Genomic DNA, 15517 nt, shown 5'->3' with positions numbered 1-15517 from the left:
GGCGTGGCCTGCGCCCGGATACCAGGCGGCGCGTTCAGGAAGTCAGGCGTGAGGTGGCGCTACAGCGCCACCGCAGCGTCAGCGCAGCACGCCGTCCAGGCCCGGCGCGGGCGAGAGCATGTTGCGGGTGTCGATGTCGAAGCTGCGCTGCTTCCTGTCTTCCGGCGTCGCGGCGATGCTGCCCTTGAGGGTGTACTCCAGGCTGCGGCGGCCGGCCAGGGCATCGGCCACGGCCATGCGCGCGCTCGAACTGGGCCGCAGCGCGACGCTCACCACATCCGCCGTTTCCGGCCCGATCGAGATCCCGGGAGCGGCCTGCAGGCTGCCGGCGGCTTCGCCGCCGACCCCCAGATCCAGGTGCAGGGTGTCGTAGCGCATCGGGATGCTGCTGTAGTTCTGCAGGCGCAGTTCCACCTTCCAACTGCCGTCCATGTTGACCGTCAACTGCTGCACGCTGGCGGCCGGGTCGGACACGCGCCGCACCATCCCGTCGCTGCAGGCGGCGAGCAGCGCAGTGCACAACACGAGCAAGCCGAGGCGGAGCGGGTGACGCATGAGCGGAATCCACGGAAGGAAGACCGGCGAAGACTACACCACACCCCTGTCTGCCGTGGTGGCGCGGTGTTGGCGGCCCCCGTAGCGCTGGCGCCGGCGCCTGGCGCTGCGGGATGGTGCCTGGCGGCGCCAGGGCTGGCGAGACCAACGGGAGACGTTGCGACCGATGGATTGGAAGAGCCCCCACATCGCCCGTTCTCGTGTTGCGCGCTCCCTCCGTCGGTATGAGGCCCGCCGGGAGTGCAGGCGGGCGCTTGCTGCCGACTGCCCTGTCTGGCGCAGTCGGCAAGCGCGCTGGTTCGTCATTCGCCGCCCCTCACCTCCAGCGCAGGCACGACGGTTGTCAGCGCAGCAGCGGCTGACGGGGCGGCACGGCTGCCAGCTGCAGGGCGTGGAGCCGCGCCTGCATGCAGTGCTGGATCCGCTGCGCCTGGCGCCTCACCGGCGCTGTCCGTTCGCCTGGCAGCGTGGCCGGCGCCGCCGATCTTTGCTCGGGCGGCCAGCGTTAGCGCTAGTTGTGTCAGTCACCCGGGCGTTCCAGCCCGCGAATTGACCGAGTTAGCCGGCGCGGGCCTGAAAATGTTCAGGGTGCGCTGCCGTCACTCCCGTGATGACCCCGTGTCCGGTCGGTGTCCACGGCGATCCGGCCGGCGGCCATCATCGAGGCGTCCCTGCCGTACGCAGGCCGGATGCCGCGGACGCATCCAGCATCGCGCTGCCGCGGGTCGGGCGCCGTCGGTGCAGGCCGCGGCGGTCGGTAGGAAAATTCTGCAACATTGCGCTTGCCCAATCCCGATCACCTCGCTATGATGCGCGTCCTCGCACCGGTCCTGCCGCGTTGCGCAGTGGCCGAGTAGCTCAGTTGGTAGAGCAGGGGATTGAAAATCCCCGTGTCGGCGGTTCGATTCCGTCCTCGGCCACCATATCTATCAAGGCTCTACAGCAATGTAGGGCCTTTCTTTTTTCCGGCTTGCGCCGATGTCGAACCACGACGTATGGCGGGTCGGCGTGCCGGGTTCGTACACATGTGCCTGGGGACGTGCCGACCTCGCGCGCTATGCAGACTTCCGCATGCGGGCGCACGGTTCGGGGTCCATGCCCACCGTTCGCGCGTGAAGAACGCGTGTCCAATCTTGTAGACAAATGCGTCCGCGTCACGGCTTTTCGGGGTCTTGCGCTCAATCGAAGGCGTTGCCTGTCGTAATCATAGGCACGGGCAATCGGGGGGCACCTGCCAATGACCAGCGGATTCGGACGGAAATGCGGCGGCATGGCGCTGCTGTGGGCCATGGCTGGCGCTGCGATGGCGGCCCCCGCCGGTCAGGCGGAGCACGCGGGCGAACAGGGCGGTTCCGGCGCCGAGGCGCCCTATATCGAGCAGGTCGGCTCCGAGTGCGTGATGGTCAACACCTACCTGCAGCGACGCGACGGCGTGGTCGAGCGCGTGGTGCTGCGCGAGCCGGTGCAATGCGCCGGCCAGCCGGACCAGCGCTCCATGGTCGACCTGCGCAACTGACCGGCCTCGCCATCGCCGCCGGCGTTCGGTGCCGCGCTTTATCGCTGCGCAGCTCCTGCATAAGCTGCTGCTTCCCGTCCATCGGAACCTGCGCATGCGCCTTTCGCCGATCGCGCTGCTGTTGCTGGCGTGCCTGTTGTGCCTCGCATCGCCGCTGCGCGCCGCGCAGCCGGTGAGCTCGGTTGCCGAGTTCGATCTGGGCCGCTATGCCGGGCAGTGGCATGAGGTCGCGCACCTGCCGGTGTCCTTCCAGAAGAAATGCGTCGGCGACGTCACTGCGGCCTACGTGCTGCGCGACGACGGCCAGATCGGGGTGCGCAATGCCTGCCGCACTGCCAGCGGCGACCTGCTGGCGGCCGAGGGCGTGGCGCGACGCGTGGAGGGCCATCCCGGGCGGCTGCAGGTGCGCTTCGCGCCGGACTGGCTGGGCTGGGTGCCGTTTGTATGGGCCGATTACTGGGTGATCGCGCTGGATCCGGACTACCAATGGGCGCTGATCGGCGAACCGGGGCGCAAATACCTGTGGGTGCTGTCGCGCTCGCCGCGCATGCAGCGCAGCGTGTTCGAAGCGATCAAGGCCAAGGCGGTGGCGATGGGCTACGACCTCGACCCGCTGCTGGTGGTCGCGCCGCTGGATTGAGTGCAGCGCCGCCGCGTGGTGCCTGACGTGCAGGCGGTGCCGCTTGGGCGGTAGCAGGTGCTGACGAACACATGTTCGCAGGACGATCCCGCACGCGGCACGGCAACTCGGGAGCGAATAGGGCTGCATCTCTCCCCCGGCGACACGCGGTGTCCTGGAGCCACGCGTTGGGGCCTGTTTGGCAACAGCAGTGCGCATGCCACCGCAGCGCCGGACGGGCCATTGCCTGCGCCCCGCGCTACGGCCGCCGCTTGTCAGCCGGGAAACGCCGCCAGCGCCGCCGCCAGCAATGCCGCGCTGTCGCCGTCGCGCAGGGTCTGCAGCGCGCTGCGACCATCGGCGAGGCGCACCTCCCGCAGCCACTGCGACAGCGTCGCCAGGTCGCTGCCGCAGCCGTTCCAGGCCACGCAGATGGTTTCGCCGACATTGTGCAGGTCGGTATTGCTCAAGTACGCCAGGGTGCCGTCGTGCGCCAGCCAGGCGAGCGCGCGCTGCGCGTCCTCCGGGGCGCCGTAGGCGGCGCCGTCGATCAGCGACAGCAGATCGCTGCTGTCGGCGCGGCGCTCGGCCCGGCGCCGTTCGGCGCGGCGCATGCCCTGCAGGATCGCCTTGATCCTGTCTTCGTGGAGGCTGTCGGTCATGGGGGCGAGGACGGTGGGCGTGGAGGGATCAGTCTGCGCGCTCGGCACGCAGTTGCAGTTCGCCGTCGGCCAGGCGTGCGCGCAGGCGATCGCCGGGCGCGACCTGCGCCGCCGAGCGCACCACGCTGCCGTCGTCGGCGCGGGTCAGGATGCTGTAGCCGCGCGCCACGGTGGCCAACGGGCTGACCGTCTCCAGGGCGCGCGCCAATGCGCGCAGGCGCTGCGCATCGGCCTGCAGCTGCCGCGCCATCGCCGCCTGCGGGCGGCGGCCCAGCGCCAGCAGGCGCACACGCAGCATCGCCAGCCGACGCTGCGGTTGCGAGGCGCGCAGCACTGCGGCGGCATGGCGCAACTGGGCGTGGCGGCGTTCCTGCTGCTGCCGCCACACCGTCGCCAGCCGGCGCCCGATGTCGTGCTGGCGGCGTTGCAGCAGGTGCAGGCGCGCTTGCGGACTCTGCGCCTGCAGGCGCAGCAGGGCGCGGTCGACGCGCTGCTGCGCTTGTCGCAGCCGGTGCTGCTGCCAGCGCAGCAGCGCGGCGTGCTGGGCACGCAGGCGCGCGCCGAGATCGCGCTGGTCGGGCACCAGCAATTCGGCAGCGACCGATGGGGTGGGCGCACGCAGATCGGCGGCGAAATCGGCCAGGGTCACGTCGGTTTCGTGGCCGACCGCCGACACCACCGGGGTGATCGCCGCGGCGACGGTGCGTGCCAGATGTTCGTCGTTGAACGCCCACAGATCCTCCAGCGAGCCGCCGCCGCGGGTCAGCAGGATCGCGTCGTAGCGACCGCTGGCATCGGCCTGGCGCAGCAGGGCGGCGATCTGCGCCGCGGCGCTGTCGCCCTGGACCAGGCTCGGCAGGATGTCCACCTGCAGCAGCGGCATGCGCCGGCCGAGCACGCTCAGCACGTCGCGCACGGCGGCGCCGCTGGGCGAGGTGATGACCGCCAGGCGGCGCACGAAGCCGGGCAGGGCACGCTTGCGCTCGCTGGCGAACAGGCCCTCGGCGGCGAGCCGGGCCTTGAGATCCTCGAACGCGCGGCGCAGCGCGCCTTCGCCGGCTTCCTCCAGATGGTCCAGCACCAGTTGGTAGTCGCCACGCGCCTCGTACAGGGTCAGGCGCCCGCGCGCCAGCACCCGCAGGCCTTCGCGCGGCACGAACCGCAACCACTGGCTCTTGGGCTTGAACATCGCGCAGCGCACCTGCGCGCGCGCGTCCTTCAAGGTGAAGTACAGGTGGCCGGACGAGGGCCGGGTGACGTTGCCCAGTTCGCCCTCCACCCAGGCCAGCGGGAACGTGCTCTCCAGCAGGTCGCGGGCCAGCGTGTTGAGCTGGCTGGGGCTGAGGATCTGGTCGGCGCGATCGGGCATGCGGGCAGTGCAGGGCGTACGGGCGCCTATCCTCGCACGTCCGCTTTCGGTGTCGGTGATGCCGGCGCCGCCGCCCCACGGGTCGGCGCCTGCGCATGTTGCGCCAGCGCCCACTGCACGTGCTCGCGCACCAGCGGCGAGGAGTGCTGGGCGCGCGCGTCGAGTGCGGCCAGCACCTGCGGCGTGGTCGGCGCATTGCCCAGCGCCACCGCCAGGTTGCGCAGCCAGCGTTCGTGGCCGCTGCGGCGGATCGCGCTGCCTTCGGTGCGGCGCAGGAACTCGTCTTCCTCCCAGGCGAACAACTGCGCCAGCGTGGCCTTGTCCAGATCGTTGCGCGCGCGGAAGTCGGGCTCGTCGTTGCGCTTGGCGAACTTGTTCCAGGGACAGATCAGCTGGCAGTCGTCGCAGCCGAAGATGCGGTTGCCGATTGCCGGGCGCAGGTCTTCCGGAATCGCGCCGTCGTGCTCGATAGTCAGGTAGGCGATGCAGCGGCGCGCATCGAGCCGGTACGGCGCGACGATCGCCTGGGTCGGGCAGACGTCGATGCAGCGCGTGCAGGTGCCGCAGTGCGCGCTGGCCGGCGGGTCGATCGGCAGCGGCAGATCGACGTAGATTTCGCCGAGGAAGAACCAGGAGCCGCCGTTGCGGTCGATCAGGCAGGTGTGCTTGCCGATCCAGCCCAGGCCGGCGTCGCGCGCCAGGGCGCGTTCGAGCACCGGCGCGGAGTCGACGAACACGCGGTGGCCGAACGGGCCGATCTCGTCCTGGATGCGCTCGGCCAGTTTCTGCAGGCGATTGCGCATCAGCTTGTGGTAGTCGCGGCCCAGCGCGTAGCGCGCGACGTAGGCGCGCTCGCCGTCGCCCAGCGTGTCCCAGGCCGCGTCGTCGTCGTTGCGGCCATAGTCCAGCCCCACCGAGATCACCCGCAGCGTGCCCGGAATCAGCTCCGCCGGGCGCGAACGCTTGTCGCCGTGCTGGGCCATCCAGTGCATCGTGCCGTACAGGCCCTGTTGCAGCCAGTCGCGCAGATGCGCCTCGTCCTGCTGCAGCTCGATCCCGGCGATGCCGCAGCGCTGGAAGCCGAACGTCCGCGCCAGCGCGCGGATGCGCGCGGCGGCGGCGTGGGGGTCGGCGATGTCGAGACGGGCGGACATCGCGCAAGTATAGAATCCCGGGCATGTACGACTGCTTCGATCTCTACACCACCGCGGCCGCGCGCCGCATCGATGCGCAGGCCACTGCGCTGCTCGGCGGCGACGGCTACGCGCTGATGCAGCGCGCCGGCCAGGCCGCATGGCAGACGCTGTTGCAGCGCTGGCCGCAGGCGCAGCGCCTCCTGGTGGCCTGCGGCAGCGGCAACAATGGTGGCGATGGCTACGTGCTGGCGCGGCTGGCGCATCGCGCCGGGCGCCAGGTGCGGGTGCTGCAGTTGCCCGGGCGCGGCCCGCAATCGCCGCTGGCGCAGCGCGCCTGCACCGACTACATCGGTGTCGGCGGGCGTATTGAGGAGTTCGACGCGGCATTGGCGCCGGCCGACGTGGTGGTGGATGCGCTGCTCGGCATCGGACTCAATCGCGCGCCGGATGCCGAATTGGCGGCGTTGCTCGGTGCGCTCGGCGGACTCGGCGCGCCGGTGCTGGCGCTGGATGTGCCCAGCGGCGTGGACGCCGAGACCGGCAACGTGCCCGGCGCGGTGCTGCCGGCGACATTGACGTTGCAGTTCATCGTCGCCCATGCCGGCTTGCATACCGGTGCGGCCTTGAATCACGTCGGCGAGCGGGCACTGGCGACGCTGGAGGTGCCTGCCGCCGCGTTCGCCGATTGCGCGCCGCGTGCGCAGGCCTGGACTGTCGGTGCCCTGCGCCGCCGTCTGGCGCCGCGTCGGCAGGACAGCCACAAGGGCGATTCCGGCCACGTGCTGTGCGTCGGCGGCAACCTCGGCAGCGGTGGTGCAGTGATGCTCAGCGCCGAGTCGGCCCTGCGCAGCGGCGCCGGCCTGGTCAGCGTGGCGACCCGCAGCCCGCACGTGGCGCCGCTGCTGGCGCGCTGTCCGGAGGCGATGGCGCATGCGGTCGACGAGGCGACGGCGCTGGCGCCGTTGCTGCGCAAGGCCAGCGTCGTCGCGCTCGGTCCCGGGCTGGGCCAGGACGCCTGGGCGCAGGCGCTATGGCAGGCAGTGCTGGCCGACGAAGACCGTGCGCTGGTGCTGGACGCCGATGCATTGAACCTGCTCGCGCAGGCGCCGCGGCCCGTCCCGCAGGCGGTGCTGACCCCGCATCCGGGCGAGGCCGGGCGCCTGCTCGGCCTCGCGACCGCCGAGGTGCAGCGCGATCGCTTCGCGGCCGCCGCGGCATTGGCCGAGCGCTACCAGGCCGCGGTGGTGCTGAAGGGCGCCGGCAGCCTGGTCGCCGCGCCTGGGCAAACGCCGCGGGTGATCGCCGCCGGCAATCCCGGCATGGCGGTCGGCGGCATGGGCGATCTGTTGACCGGGGTGGTCGCCGCGCTGCGCGCACAAGGCCTGCCGGCGTTCGAGGCGGCCAGCGTCGGTGCCCTGCTGCATGCCGGTGCCGGCGACCACGCCGCTGCCGCGGGCCAGCGCGGGCTGCTGCCCACCGATCTGTTGCCGGCGCTGCGGCGCCTGTCCAATCCGGAATCCGCCCCATGAGTGTCGCCTTGTTCCTGCCCGACAGCGAGGCCACCGAACGCCTCGGCCGCGCGTTGGCCGCCACCCGCCCGGCGCAGGCCTCGGTGCATCTGCACGGGGATCTGGGTGCCGGCAAATCGACCCTGGCGCGGGCGCTGCTGCGCGCGCTCGGCGTGCAGGGCGCGATCCGCAGCCCCACCTACACCCTGGTCGAGCGCTACCCGCTGGCCGATGGCGAGGCCTGGCACCTGGATCTGTACCGCATCGGCGCGGCCGGCGAACTGGATTTCCTTGGGCTGGACGAGGGCGGGGCCACGCTGTGGCTGGTGGAATGGCCCGAGCGCGGCGGCGACGTGCTGGCCCCTGCCGATCTGGACGTGCGGCTGGCGGTGCGTGGCGATGGGCGCAACGTGGCCCTGCAGGCGCGTACCGACGCGGGTGCCGCCTGGCTGGCACGGGTGGCCGAACAGGCCGACTTGCAGGGACTTTTTGCCGGCTGACGCTAGAAAGTGAAGGCAGGTTATGGATTATTAAGGGAAAACCGCTTGCCTTTGGCTTCTGGCGATGTTTGAATCGCGTTATGCGCCCGGGGACCCGTTTTTTCGCCAGTTTCGCCGCTGCCGCAGGCTGGTGCCTGGCGGCGCAGACGGCGTTCGCTGGGCAGGTGCAGTCGGTCTCGCTCGATAACGGCGCCACCGGCACCCGTGCCGAGATCCGCCTGCAGGGCAGTGGCGGCTTCAGCACGCTGTCGCTGGCCAATCCCAACCGTCTGGTTGTGGATCTTCCCGATTCCTCCGCCGCCAAGGGCCTGAAGCTGCCGGCCGGCGGCGGCGTGGTCAGCGCGGTGCGTACCGGGCATCCGGTGCCGGGTACCTTGCGCATCGTGTTCGACCTGAGCAGCTCGGTGGTGGCGTTCAAGCCGCAGATGCAGACCGTCGGCGGCAGTTCGGTGCTGGTGATCGAGTGGCCGGGCGAGGCGCCGGCGGGCAGGGCGGTGGCTGGCGAGGCGCCGGCAGCCGCGACCCCGATGCCTCAGGCCGCGCCTGTCCCCGCGCCCAAGCCGGCAGTGGATGCGCGGGCCGAAGCGGCGCGCGCGACCGCGGCGCTGACCTCGTCGGTGGTACAGCGTGCCAGCCAGCCAGCGCCGGCCCCGGTGCCGCCGCCCGTGACGAGCACGCCCGCGCAGACCGTGGTTGCTCCCACGCCGAGCGCTGTCGCGGTGGTGCCCGGCCGTCCCGCGCCTGGCGTGGTACCGCCCCCGGCCCCCACGGCAGTCGCGCCGCCGGCGAATGCGCCCTCCGAGCGGGACGATGCGGACGACGACGCCGCGGTGGCCGCGGCCGCCGAGGCGCGCCCGGTGATGCCGAGCGCGGCGTCGCGGGTGAAGATGGCGCCGGGCATGCGTCCGCTGATCGTGGCCATCGATCCCGGCCACGGCGGCCAGGATCCGGGCGCCAGCGGCCCGACCGGCAAGCACGAGAAGGACGTGACCCTGGCGATCGGCCGTGAACTGGCACGCCAGATCAATGCCACGCCGGGCATGAAGGCCTACATGACCCGTACCACGGACGTGTTCATTCCCTTGCCGATGCGCGCACAGAAGGCGCGTGCGGCCAAGGCCGACATCTTCATCTCGATCCACGCCGACGCGGCCGAGAACCGCAGCGCGACCGGTTCCTCGGTGTACGTGCTGTCGACCAAGGGCGCCTCGTCGCAACGCGCGCGCTGGCTGGCGGACAAGGAAAACGCCGCCGACCTGATCGGTGGCGTGCGCCTGCAGAAGACCGACAGCACCCTGGCCAACGTCCTGCTGGACCTGGCCCAGAGCGGCCACATGAAGGCCTCCGAAGACGCGGCCGGGCATGTGCTCGGCGGGCTGAAGCGGATCGGCAACAACCACAAGCCCGAGATCGAGCGCGCCAACTTCGCGGTGCTGCGCACCTCGGACATGCCGGCGATGCTGGTCGAGACCGCCTTCATCTCCAACCCGGACGAAGAGCGCCGGCTGACCGATCCGGCCTACCAGCGCCGCATCGCCAGCGCCGTACTCGACGGCGTCAGCACCTTCTTCACCCGGCAGCCGCCGCCGGGCACGCTGTTCGCCGCGCGCGCGCAGGCCGAGGCGGAAGCGGCCAGCACCGTGGCCGGCGGGAGCCGCTGAGGCGCTATCATTCACGGCTGATCCTCGATGACGGCGTCCGCGCCGCGAGCCGTGCCGATGTCCTTTCCCTGCTGTCGTTTTCGTCCCGTCGCCAAGACCGCTGCGCGCCCGCGCGTGCTGAGCGCGACGACAGCATGAGCATCCGTCAGCTGCCCGAGATCCTGATCAATCAGATCGCCGCCGGCGAAGTCGTCGAGCGTCCGGCCTCGGTGGTCAAGGAACTGGTGGAGAACGCGCTGGACGCGGGCGCGCACCGCGTCGACATCGACCTGGAAGAGGGCGGCGTGCGCCTGATCCGCATCCGCGACGACGGCGGCGGCATTGCGCCGGAGGAACTGCCACTGGCGGTGTCGCGGCATGCGACCAGCAAGATCGCCTCGCTGGACGACCTGGAATCGGTGGGGACGCTGGGTTTTCGCGGCGAGGCGCTGCCGTCGATCGCTTCGGTCAGCCGCTTCACCCTGGCCTCGCGCCGTGCCGGCGACGAACACGGCGCCGCCCTGCAGGTCGACGGCGGCAAGGTCGGCGAGGTGCAGCCGCGGGCGTTGCCGCAGGGCACGCTGGTCGAGGTACGCGAGCTGTTCTACAACGTGCCGGCGCGGCGCAAGTTCCTGCGCGCCGAGCGCACCGAACTGGGCCACATCGAGGAGTGGCTGCGTTCGCTGGCGCTGGCGCGGCCGGACGTGGAGCTGCGCGTCTCGCACAACGGCAAGCCGTCGCGGCGCTACAAGCCCGGCGATCTGTATTCGGATGCGCGCCTGGGCGAGACCCTGGGCGAGGACTTCGCAAAGCAGGCGTTGCGGGTGGACCACAGTGGCGCCGGCCTGCGCTTGCATGGCTGGATCGCACAGCCGCATTACTCGCGTGCCAGTGCCGACCAGCAGTACCTCTACGTCAATGGCCGCTCGGTACGCGATCGCAGCGTCGCCCATGCGGTGAAGATGGCCTACGGCGACGTGCTGTTCCATGGCCGCCAGCCGGCCTATGTGCTGTTCCTGGAGCTGGAACCCGCGCGGGTCGATGTCAACGTGCATCCGGCCAAGCACGAGGTGCGCTTCCGCGACGCACGGCTGATCCACGATTTCGTCTACCGCACGCTGCAGGATGCGCTGGCGCAGACCCGCGCCGGCAGCCTGCCCGGCACGCTCGGCGCTGACGCGGCGGCAGCCGTGCCGGCCGCGGGCACCGCTGGCTGGGCGCCCACAGGCATGCCGAGTGGCGGCGGTGGCGCGAGCGGCGGCGCGCCGGGCTATGGCTACGGCGCGCAGTGGCGTCCGGCGCAATCGCCGCTGGGCTTGCGCGTGGAAGAAGCGCCGGCCGCGTATGCGGCGCTGTACGCGCCTGCCGCGGAGGCGGGAAGCGCCGCCGGCCTGCCGCGGCAGACCCAGGACCCGGCCGGCGGCCTGCCGCCGACCGCCGCCGACAGCGGCGTGCCGCCGCTCGGCTACGCCATCGCGCAGTTGCACGGCATCTACATCCTGGCCGAGAACGCCGACGGCCTGATCGTGGTCGACATGCACGCCGCGCACGAACGCATCGGCTACGAGCGCTTGAAGACCGCACACGACGGCATCGGCCTGCACGCGCAGCCGCTGCTGGTGCCGATCACCCTGGCGGTCGGCGAGCGCGATGCCGATACCGCCGAACGCGAGGCGGAGACGCTTGCCGCGCTCGGCTTCGAGGTCACCCGCAGTGGGCCGCAATCGCTGCACGTGCGCAGCATTCCGGCCTTGCTGGCACAGGCCGAGCCCGAGGCCTTGCTGCGCGACGTGCTCACCGACCTGCGCGAACATGGCCACAGCGGCCGCGTCGCCGGCGCGCGCGACGCGCTGCTGTCGACCATGGCCTGCCACGGCGCGGTACGCGCCAACCGCCGCCTCACCGTGCCGGAAATGAACGCCTTGCTGCGCGACATGGAAGCCACCGAGCGCTCCGGACAGTGCAATCATGGGCGTCCGACCTGGGCGCGGTTCACCCTGGGCGAGATCGATCGTTGGTTCTTGCGGGGGCGATGATGGACAAGCGGGTGTGGACGACGGCGCTGCTGGCAGCGCTGGTCGCCTTGAGTGGGTGCGGCAAGCAGGCGCCGGCGCCGGCCGCGCCGAAGGCGATGGACGCGCAGTTCGTGTCTGAAGAACAGGCCTGGCGCGCGCAGCGCCAGCGCGAGCTGCAAGCGCCGGACGGCTGGACCAGCCTGGTCGGCCTGCACTGGCTGGAATTGAAAGACCACTACATCGGCAGCGGCCCGGACAGTGGTATCCGCCTGGCGGTGGGGCCGGCGCGGATGGCGCTGGTGTCGCAAGTGCAACGCGCGGTGTACCTGACCCCGGAGCGTGGCGCCGGCCTCAGCGTCGCCGGTGCGCCGGTGCAGGGGCGGATTCGTCTGTACAGCGACCACGATCCGCAGCCGACGGTGGTCGACTTCGACGACGGCAAGGGCAAACTCAGCCTGATCGAGCGCGGCGGCCGCTACGCGCTGCGGGTCAAGCACGCCGATGCGCCGACCCGGCTCAGTTTCACTGGCGTGCCGTACTGGCCGCTGGCCGAATCCTGGCGGGTGTATGGGCGCTTCGTACCCAATCCGCCGGGCACGACCCTGCCCATCGTCGACATCATCGGCGTCACCACGCCGTCGCCCAATCCCGGCGCGCTGGAATTCGAGCGCGGCGGCAAGCGCTACCGCCTGCAGGCGATCGGCGAACCCGGCCAGCCGCTGTTCGTGGTGTTCGCCGACCGCACCAGCGGCCACGGTAGCTACCCGGCCGGGCGCTTCCTGGACGTGGACCCGCCCGCGGCCGATGGCAGCGTGGTGCTGGATTTCAACCGCGCCTACGACCCGCCATGCGCGTTCACCCCATTCGCCACCTGTCCGCTGCCGCCGCCGGAGAACCGCCTCGACCTGGCGGTGGACGCCGGCGAGAAGGCCTACGACGCCGCCCATTGAACCGAGGATGCCGATGACCCCATTCCCGCGCCCGTTGCGCCGCCTGCTGCTGGGGCTGTCGTTGTGCCTGGCCCTGCCGGCACTGGCCCGCACGCCGCCGCCGGTGGCCGCGACGCCTGTCGCACCCGCCGCCGCTGCGCCCGCCGTGGCGCCGCCCACGCCGTTGTTGTGGAAGGTCAGCGGCCCGCGCGGCACGCTGTACCTGCTGGGCTCGTTCCACATGCTCAAGGCGGAGGACTATCCGCTGGCGCGCGAGGTCGATGCGGCCTATGCGGCGTCGCCGCGGTTGTTGTTCGAACTGGCGCCGAAGGACGTGGACGCGCCGCAACTGGGCGCGCAGATGCTGCAGGCCGCGCAGCGCCACGACGGCAAGCGGCTGCAGGACGACCTGGACCCGGCGACGTGGGAGCGGCTGCGCCGCTACGCCGCCGGCCACGGCCTGCCGCTGGCGCAGATGAGCGGCTTCGAACCGTGGTTCGTCGGCCTCAGCATCAGCATCGCCGACATGAAGGCGCAGGGCCTGCAGGCCGATGCCGGGCTGGACCGCCACTTCATGACCCTGGCCCTGCAGGACGGCAAGACCGCCGAGGGCCTGGAGACCGCACAGGCGCAGATCGACCTGCTCGACGGCATGGACCCGGTGGAGCAGAAGCAGATGCTGATCGAGGCGCTGGGCGACGCCGAGCAGGGCGCGGCGCAGACCCTGCGCCTGCACGATGCCTGGCGCCGCGGCGACGAGCGCCAGCTGTGGCAGGAGATCGGCGCGCAGATGAAGCGCGACTACCCGCGGCTGTACCAGCGCATCGACGTGGAGCGCAACCAGGCCTGGCTGCCGCGCCTGGAGCAGCGCCTGAAGGACGGCGGCGGCGACACCCTGGTGGTGGTCGGGGCGCTGCACCTGCTGGGGCCGGACGGCGTGGTCGACGGCCTGCGCGCGCGTGGCTACAAGGTCGAGCGGATCTGCGCGAGCTGCAAGCCGGCGAGGTCGCGCTGAGTCAAACGCGCGTCCCACGCCTATCAGCGTGCGGCCGTACCTTCGTCCGCCCCTGCGGGGCACCTTCTCCCGATGGGAGAAGGGAGAGCACGCCCCTCTCCCACCGGGAGAGGGGTTGGGGTGAGGGTAGGGCGCGAAGCGTCCCGCCGAATCGAATCCGCTAGGCTTCGCCCGACCCTCATCCGCCCCTTCGGGGCACCTTCTCCCGACGGGAGAAGGGAGAGCAAGCCCCTCTCCCACCGGGAGAGGGGTTGGGGTGAGGGTCCGGCGCGAAGCGCTCCGCCGAATCGAATCCGCTAGGCTTCGCCCGACCCTCATCCGCCCCTTCGGGGCACCTTCTCCCGATGGGAGAAGGGAAGAGCCAAGCCCCTCTCCCACCGGGAGAGGGGTTGGGGTGAGGGTAGGGCGCGAAGCGTCCCGCCGAATCGAATCCGCTAGGCTCCGCCCGACCCTCATCCGCCCCTGCGGGGCACCTTCTCCCGATGGGAGAAGGGAGAGCACGCCCCTCTCCCGCCGGGAGAGGGGTTGGGGTGAGGGTAAGGCGCGAAGCGCTCCGCCGAACCCGCCCCGCTCGCAGACCTCAGCGCGGACGCGACTTCGGGGCCGCGCCGGCCGGCGGTTCGCCGGGCTTGCTGGTGCCGGCGGTCGGGCGGCCGAAGCCGGCGCCGAGGTTGCGCTGGAACTCCTGCCACAACTCCAGATTCCGCTCGGTGAGCTGGTTCATCATGGTCCACGGGGTCTGCCCCAGCAGATTGCCCATCTGCTGGCGGAACTGCTGCTGCTGGTCGAGGAACACCTGCATGCTGCGCTCCAGGTAGTTGCCCATGAAGCCCTGCAGCGAGTCGCCGTAGAAGCGGATGATCTGGCTCAGCAACTGCGTGGACAGCATCGGTTCGCCGTCCTGTTCCTGGTCGGCGATGATCTGCAGCAGCACCGCGCGGCTGAGGTCTTCGCCAGTCTTGGCGTCGCGGACTTCGAATTCTTCGCCGTCGATGATCAGCTGGCGGACGTCTTCGATGGTGATGTAACTGGAGATCTCGGTGTCGTAGAGGCGGCGATTGGGATACTTCTTGATGATGCGAATCTCAGCCATGAAGCGGTCGCTCTGTGACGGTAGACGCGCAGCATGGCGCAGCGCAGCAGGGCTTGCAACCGCCGTTCCTGCCTGAACACGCGGGTGCAGCATAAAAATCATGCTGCGCAGCATTTGCAGCCAGCGAGGGCCGCGCCGCTGCGCTGGCTGCAGCTGGACGGTAGCGTTACCTCGCGCCCAAGACCGCCGGCTGACCGGTTCAGCCGCTCACCACCCCATGTGGTGGCCGCCGTTGATGTCCAGGTTCGAGCCGGTGATCCATGCCGCTTCCTCGGCGACCAGGAAGGCCACCGCGTAGGCGATCTCCTCCGGCTTGCCGAGGCGCCCGGTGGGAATGTCGGCGGCGATCTTGGCGCGGACTTCCTCCGGTACCGCCATCACCATGTCGGTGGCGACGTAGCCCGGCGAGACCGTGTTGACGGTGATGCCGTAGCTGGCGTTCTCGCGCGCCAGCGAAATGGTGAAGCCGTGCATGCCGGCCTTGGCCGCGGCGTAGTTGGCCTGGCCGTACTGGCCCTTGAGGCCGTTGATCGAACTGATCTGGATGACCCGGCCCCAGCGCTGCTGGCGCATGCCCTCGATCACCGGGCGGGTGACGTTGAACACCGAGTTGAGGTTGGTGTTGATGACCTCGTGCCATTGCTCGGCGGTCATCTTGTGGAAGGTGGTGTCGCGGGTGATGCCGGCGTTGTTGACCAGGATCTCGACCGGGCCGAGTTGGCGTTCGACCTCGCGGACCAGGGCCTGCGCATGTTCGGGCGAGGCGACGTCGCCGGGAACGATGGCCACGTCATGGCCGCGCTCGCGCATGCGTTGCTGCCAGGCCAGGGCCTTGGCCTGGTCGCGGTAGTTGCTGGCCACACGGTGGCCCTGCGCGGCCAGCCGCTCGCAGATCGCGGTTCCGATGCCGCCGGTGCCGCCGGTGACCAGCGCAACGCGTGATGTCATGGATGTCGCTCC

General features: G+C 71.0%; 14 protein-coding genes and 1 tRNA gene. 9 read left to right on the top strand and 6 right to left on the bottom strand.

Going from position 1 to position 15517, the window contains the following annotated elements; translation table 11 throughout:
- Nucleotides 1-78: 78 nt before the first annotated feature.
- Complete coding sequence (locus tag Q7W82_RS15230) at nucleotides 79-555, bottom strand: LEA type 2 family protein (RefSeq protein WP_242160768.1); 477 nt, start codon at nucleotides 553-555, stop codon at nucleotides 79-81.
- An 847-nt stretch (nucleotides 556-1402) separates the two neighbouring features.
- Here Q7W82_RS15230 and Q7W82_RS15225 point away from each other — a divergent pair.
- From Q7W82_RS15225 to Q7W82_RS15215, 3 genes are all read left to right on the top strand, one after another.
- Nucleotides 1403-1478, top strand: a tRNA-Phe gene (locus Q7W82_RS15225).
- A gap of 347 nt (nucleotides 1479-1825) precedes the next feature.
- Nucleotides 1826-2071: a hypothetical protein gene (locus tag Q7W82_RS15220; protein WP_242160767.1), complete on the top strand. Its 246-nt coding sequence runs from the start codon at nucleotides 1826-1828 to the stop codon at nucleotides 2069-2071.
- 94 nt (nucleotides 2072-2165) lie between these two features.
- The gene (locus Q7W82_RS15215) at nucleotides 2166-2711 is read left to right on the top strand and encodes a lipocalin family protein (protein ID WP_242160766.1); all 546 of its coding nucleotides are present in this window, start codon (nucleotides 2166-2168) and stop codon (nucleotides 2709-2711) included.
- Nucleotides 2712-2965: 254 nt separating this feature from the next.
- Here Q7W82_RS15215 and Q7W82_RS15210 read toward each other — a convergent pair whose 3' ends face one another.
- The 3 genes from Q7W82_RS15210 to queG are packed head-to-tail and all read right to left on the bottom strand — an operon-like array spanning nucleotide 2966 to nucleotide 5875.
- Nucleotides 2966-3352 carry a hypothetical protein gene (locus Q7W82_RS15210; RefSeq protein ID WP_242160765.1) on the bottom strand — a complete coding sequence of 129 codons (387 nt, stop codon included), beginning with the start codon at nucleotides 3350-3352 and terminating at the stop codon, nucleotides 2966-2968.
- Between the two features lie 28 nt (nucleotides 3353-3380).
- Nucleotides 3381-4721, bottom strand: coding sequence for an exodeoxyribonuclease VII large subunit (gene xseA / locus Q7W82_RS15205; RefSeq protein ID WP_242160764.1), 1341 nt, complete (start codon nucleotides 4719-4721; stop codon nucleotides 3381-3383).
- Nucleotides 4722-4747: 26 nt separating this feature from the next.
- Entirely contained in the window at nucleotides 4748-5875 is a 1128-nt protein-coding gene (gene queG / locus Q7W82_RS15200; protein WP_242160763.1) for a tRNA epoxyqueuosine(34) reductase QueG, read from the bottom strand.
- A 23-nt stretch (nucleotides 5876-5898) separates the two neighbouring features.
- Here queG and Q7W82_RS15195 point away from each other — a divergent pair, with 23 nt between their 5' ends.
- The 6 genes from Q7W82_RS15195 to Q7W82_RS15170 all read left to right on the top strand — a co-directional run bounded on the left by Q7W82_RS15195 (nucleotide 5899) and on the right by Q7W82_RS15170 (nucleotide 13464).
- The gene (locus tag Q7W82_RS15195) at nucleotides 5899-7386 is read left to right on the top strand and encodes an NAD(P)H-hydrate dehydratase (protein ID WP_242160762.1); all 1488 of its coding nucleotides are present in this window, start codon (nucleotides 5899-5901) and stop codon (nucleotides 7384-7386) included.
- Entirely contained in the window at nucleotides 7383-7865 is a 483-nt protein-coding gene (gene tsaE / locus Q7W82_RS15190) for a tRNA (adenosine(37)-N6)-threonylcarbamoyltransferase complex ATPase subunit type 1 TsaE (protein ID WP_242160761.1), read from the top strand. Before Q7W82_RS15195 ends, tsaE begins: the two co-directional genes overlap by 4 nt.
- Before the next feature lie 80 nt (nucleotides 7866-7945).
- Complete coding sequence (locus Q7W82_RS15185) at nucleotides 7946-9526, top strand: N-acetylmuramoyl-L-alanine amidase (RefSeq protein WP_242160760.1); 1581 nt, start codon at nucleotides 7946-7948, stop codon at nucleotides 9524-9526.
- Between the two features lie 134 nt (nucleotides 9527-9660).
- Nucleotides 9661-11541, top strand: coding sequence for a DNA mismatch repair endonuclease MutL (gene mutL, locus Q7W82_RS15180; RefSeq protein ID WP_160945971.1), 1881 nt, complete (start codon nucleotides 9661-9663; stop codon nucleotides 11539-11541).
- On the top strand, nucleotides 11541-12470 hold the full coding sequence (locus Q7W82_RS15175; RefSeq protein WP_242160851.1) for a DUF1684 domain-containing protein: 930 nt from the start codon (nucleotides 11541-11543) through the stop codon (nucleotides 12468-12470). The genes mutL and Q7W82_RS15175 overlap by 1 nt, the downstream gene beginning before the upstream one ends.
- A 13-nt stretch (nucleotides 12471-12483) precedes the next feature.
- Complete coding sequence (locus Q7W82_RS15170) at nucleotides 12484-13464, top strand: TraB/GumN family protein (protein WP_242084584.1); 981 nt, start codon at nucleotides 12484-12486, stop codon at nucleotides 13462-13464.
- Nucleotides 13465-14044: 580 nt separating this feature from the next.
- Here Q7W82_RS15170 and phaR read toward each other — a convergent pair.
- Together phaR and Q7W82_RS15160 are read right to left on the bottom strand one after the other, a co-directional pair.
- Nucleotides 14045-14557 (bottom strand): polyhydroxyalkanoate synthesis repressor PhaR, encoded by a 513-nt coding sequence (phaR, locus tag Q7W82_RS15165; RefSeq protein WP_019797456.1) that lies wholly within the window; start codon nucleotides 14555-14557, stop codon nucleotides 14045-14047.
- A gap of 207 nt (nucleotides 14558-14764) precedes the next feature.
- Entirely contained in the window at nucleotides 14765-15505 is a 741-nt protein-coding gene (locus tag Q7W82_RS15160) for a beta-ketoacyl-ACP reductase (RefSeq protein ID WP_160945973.1), read from the bottom strand.
- Nucleotides 15506-15517 lie beyond the last annotated feature (12 nt).

It is taken from the genome of Xanthomonas indica (genome assembly GCF_040529045.1).
GTDB lineage: Bacteria > Pseudomonadota > Gammaproteobacteria > Xanthomonadales > Xanthomonadaceae > Xanthomonas_A > Xanthomonas_A indica.
This window is presented reverse-complemented; position numbering and strand designations above follow the sequence as displayed.

Coding starts and splice junctions, on each gene's coding strand:
- phaR (WP_019797456.1), bottom strand. CDS start 14,557: ATGGCTGAGATTCGCATCATCAAGAAGTATCCCAATCGCCGCCTCTAC.
- xseA (WP_242160764.1), bottom strand. CDS start 4,721: ATGCCCGATCGCGCCGACCAGATCCTCAGCCCCAGCCAGCTCAACACG.
- Q7W82_RS15175 (WP_242160851.1), top strand. CDS start 11,541: ATGGACAAGCGGGTGTGGACGACGGCGCTGCTGGCAGCGCTGGTCGCC.
- Q7W82_RS15210 (WP_242160765.1), bottom strand. CDS start 3,352: ATGACCGACAGCCTCCACGAAGACAGGATCAAGGCGATCCTGCAGGGC.
- Q7W82_RS15215 (WP_242160766.1), top strand. CDS start 2,166: ATGCGCCTTTCGCCGATCGCGCTGCTGTTGCTGGCGTGCCTGTTGTGC.
- Q7W82_RS15230 (WP_242160768.1), bottom strand. CDS start 555: ATGCGTCACCCGCTCCGCCTCGGCTTGCTCGTGTTGTGCACTGCGCTG.
- Q7W82_RS15170 (WP_242084584.1), top strand. CDS start 12,484: ATGACCCCATTCCCGCGCCCGTTGCGCCGCCTGCTGCTGGGGCTGTCG.
- Q7W82_RS15185 (WP_242160760.1), top strand. CDS start 7,946: ATGCGCCCGGGGACCCGTTTTTTCGCCAGTTTCGCCGCTGCCGCAGGC.
- Q7W82_RS15160 (WP_160945973.1), bottom strand. CDS start 15,505: ATGACATCACGCGTTGCGCTGGTCACCGGCGGCACCGGCGGCATCGGA.
- queG (WP_242160763.1), bottom strand. CDS start 5,875: ATGTCCGCCCGTCTCGACATCGCCGACCCCCACGCCGCCGCCGCGCGC.
- Q7W82_RS15195 (WP_242160762.1), top strand. CDS start 5,899: ATGTACGACTGCTTCGATCTCTACACCACCGCGGCCGCGCGCCGCATC.
- mutL (WP_160945971.1), top strand. CDS start 9,661: ATGAGCATCCGTCAGCTGCCCGAGATCCTGATCAATCAGATCGCCGCC.
- Q7W82_RS15220 (WP_242160767.1), top strand. CDS start 1,826: ATGGCGCTGCTGTGGGCCATGGCTGGCGCTGCGATGGCGGCCCCCGCC.
- tsaE (WP_242160761.1), top strand. CDS start 7,383: ATGAGTGTCGCCTTGTTCCTGCCCGACAGCGAGGCCACCGAACGCCTC.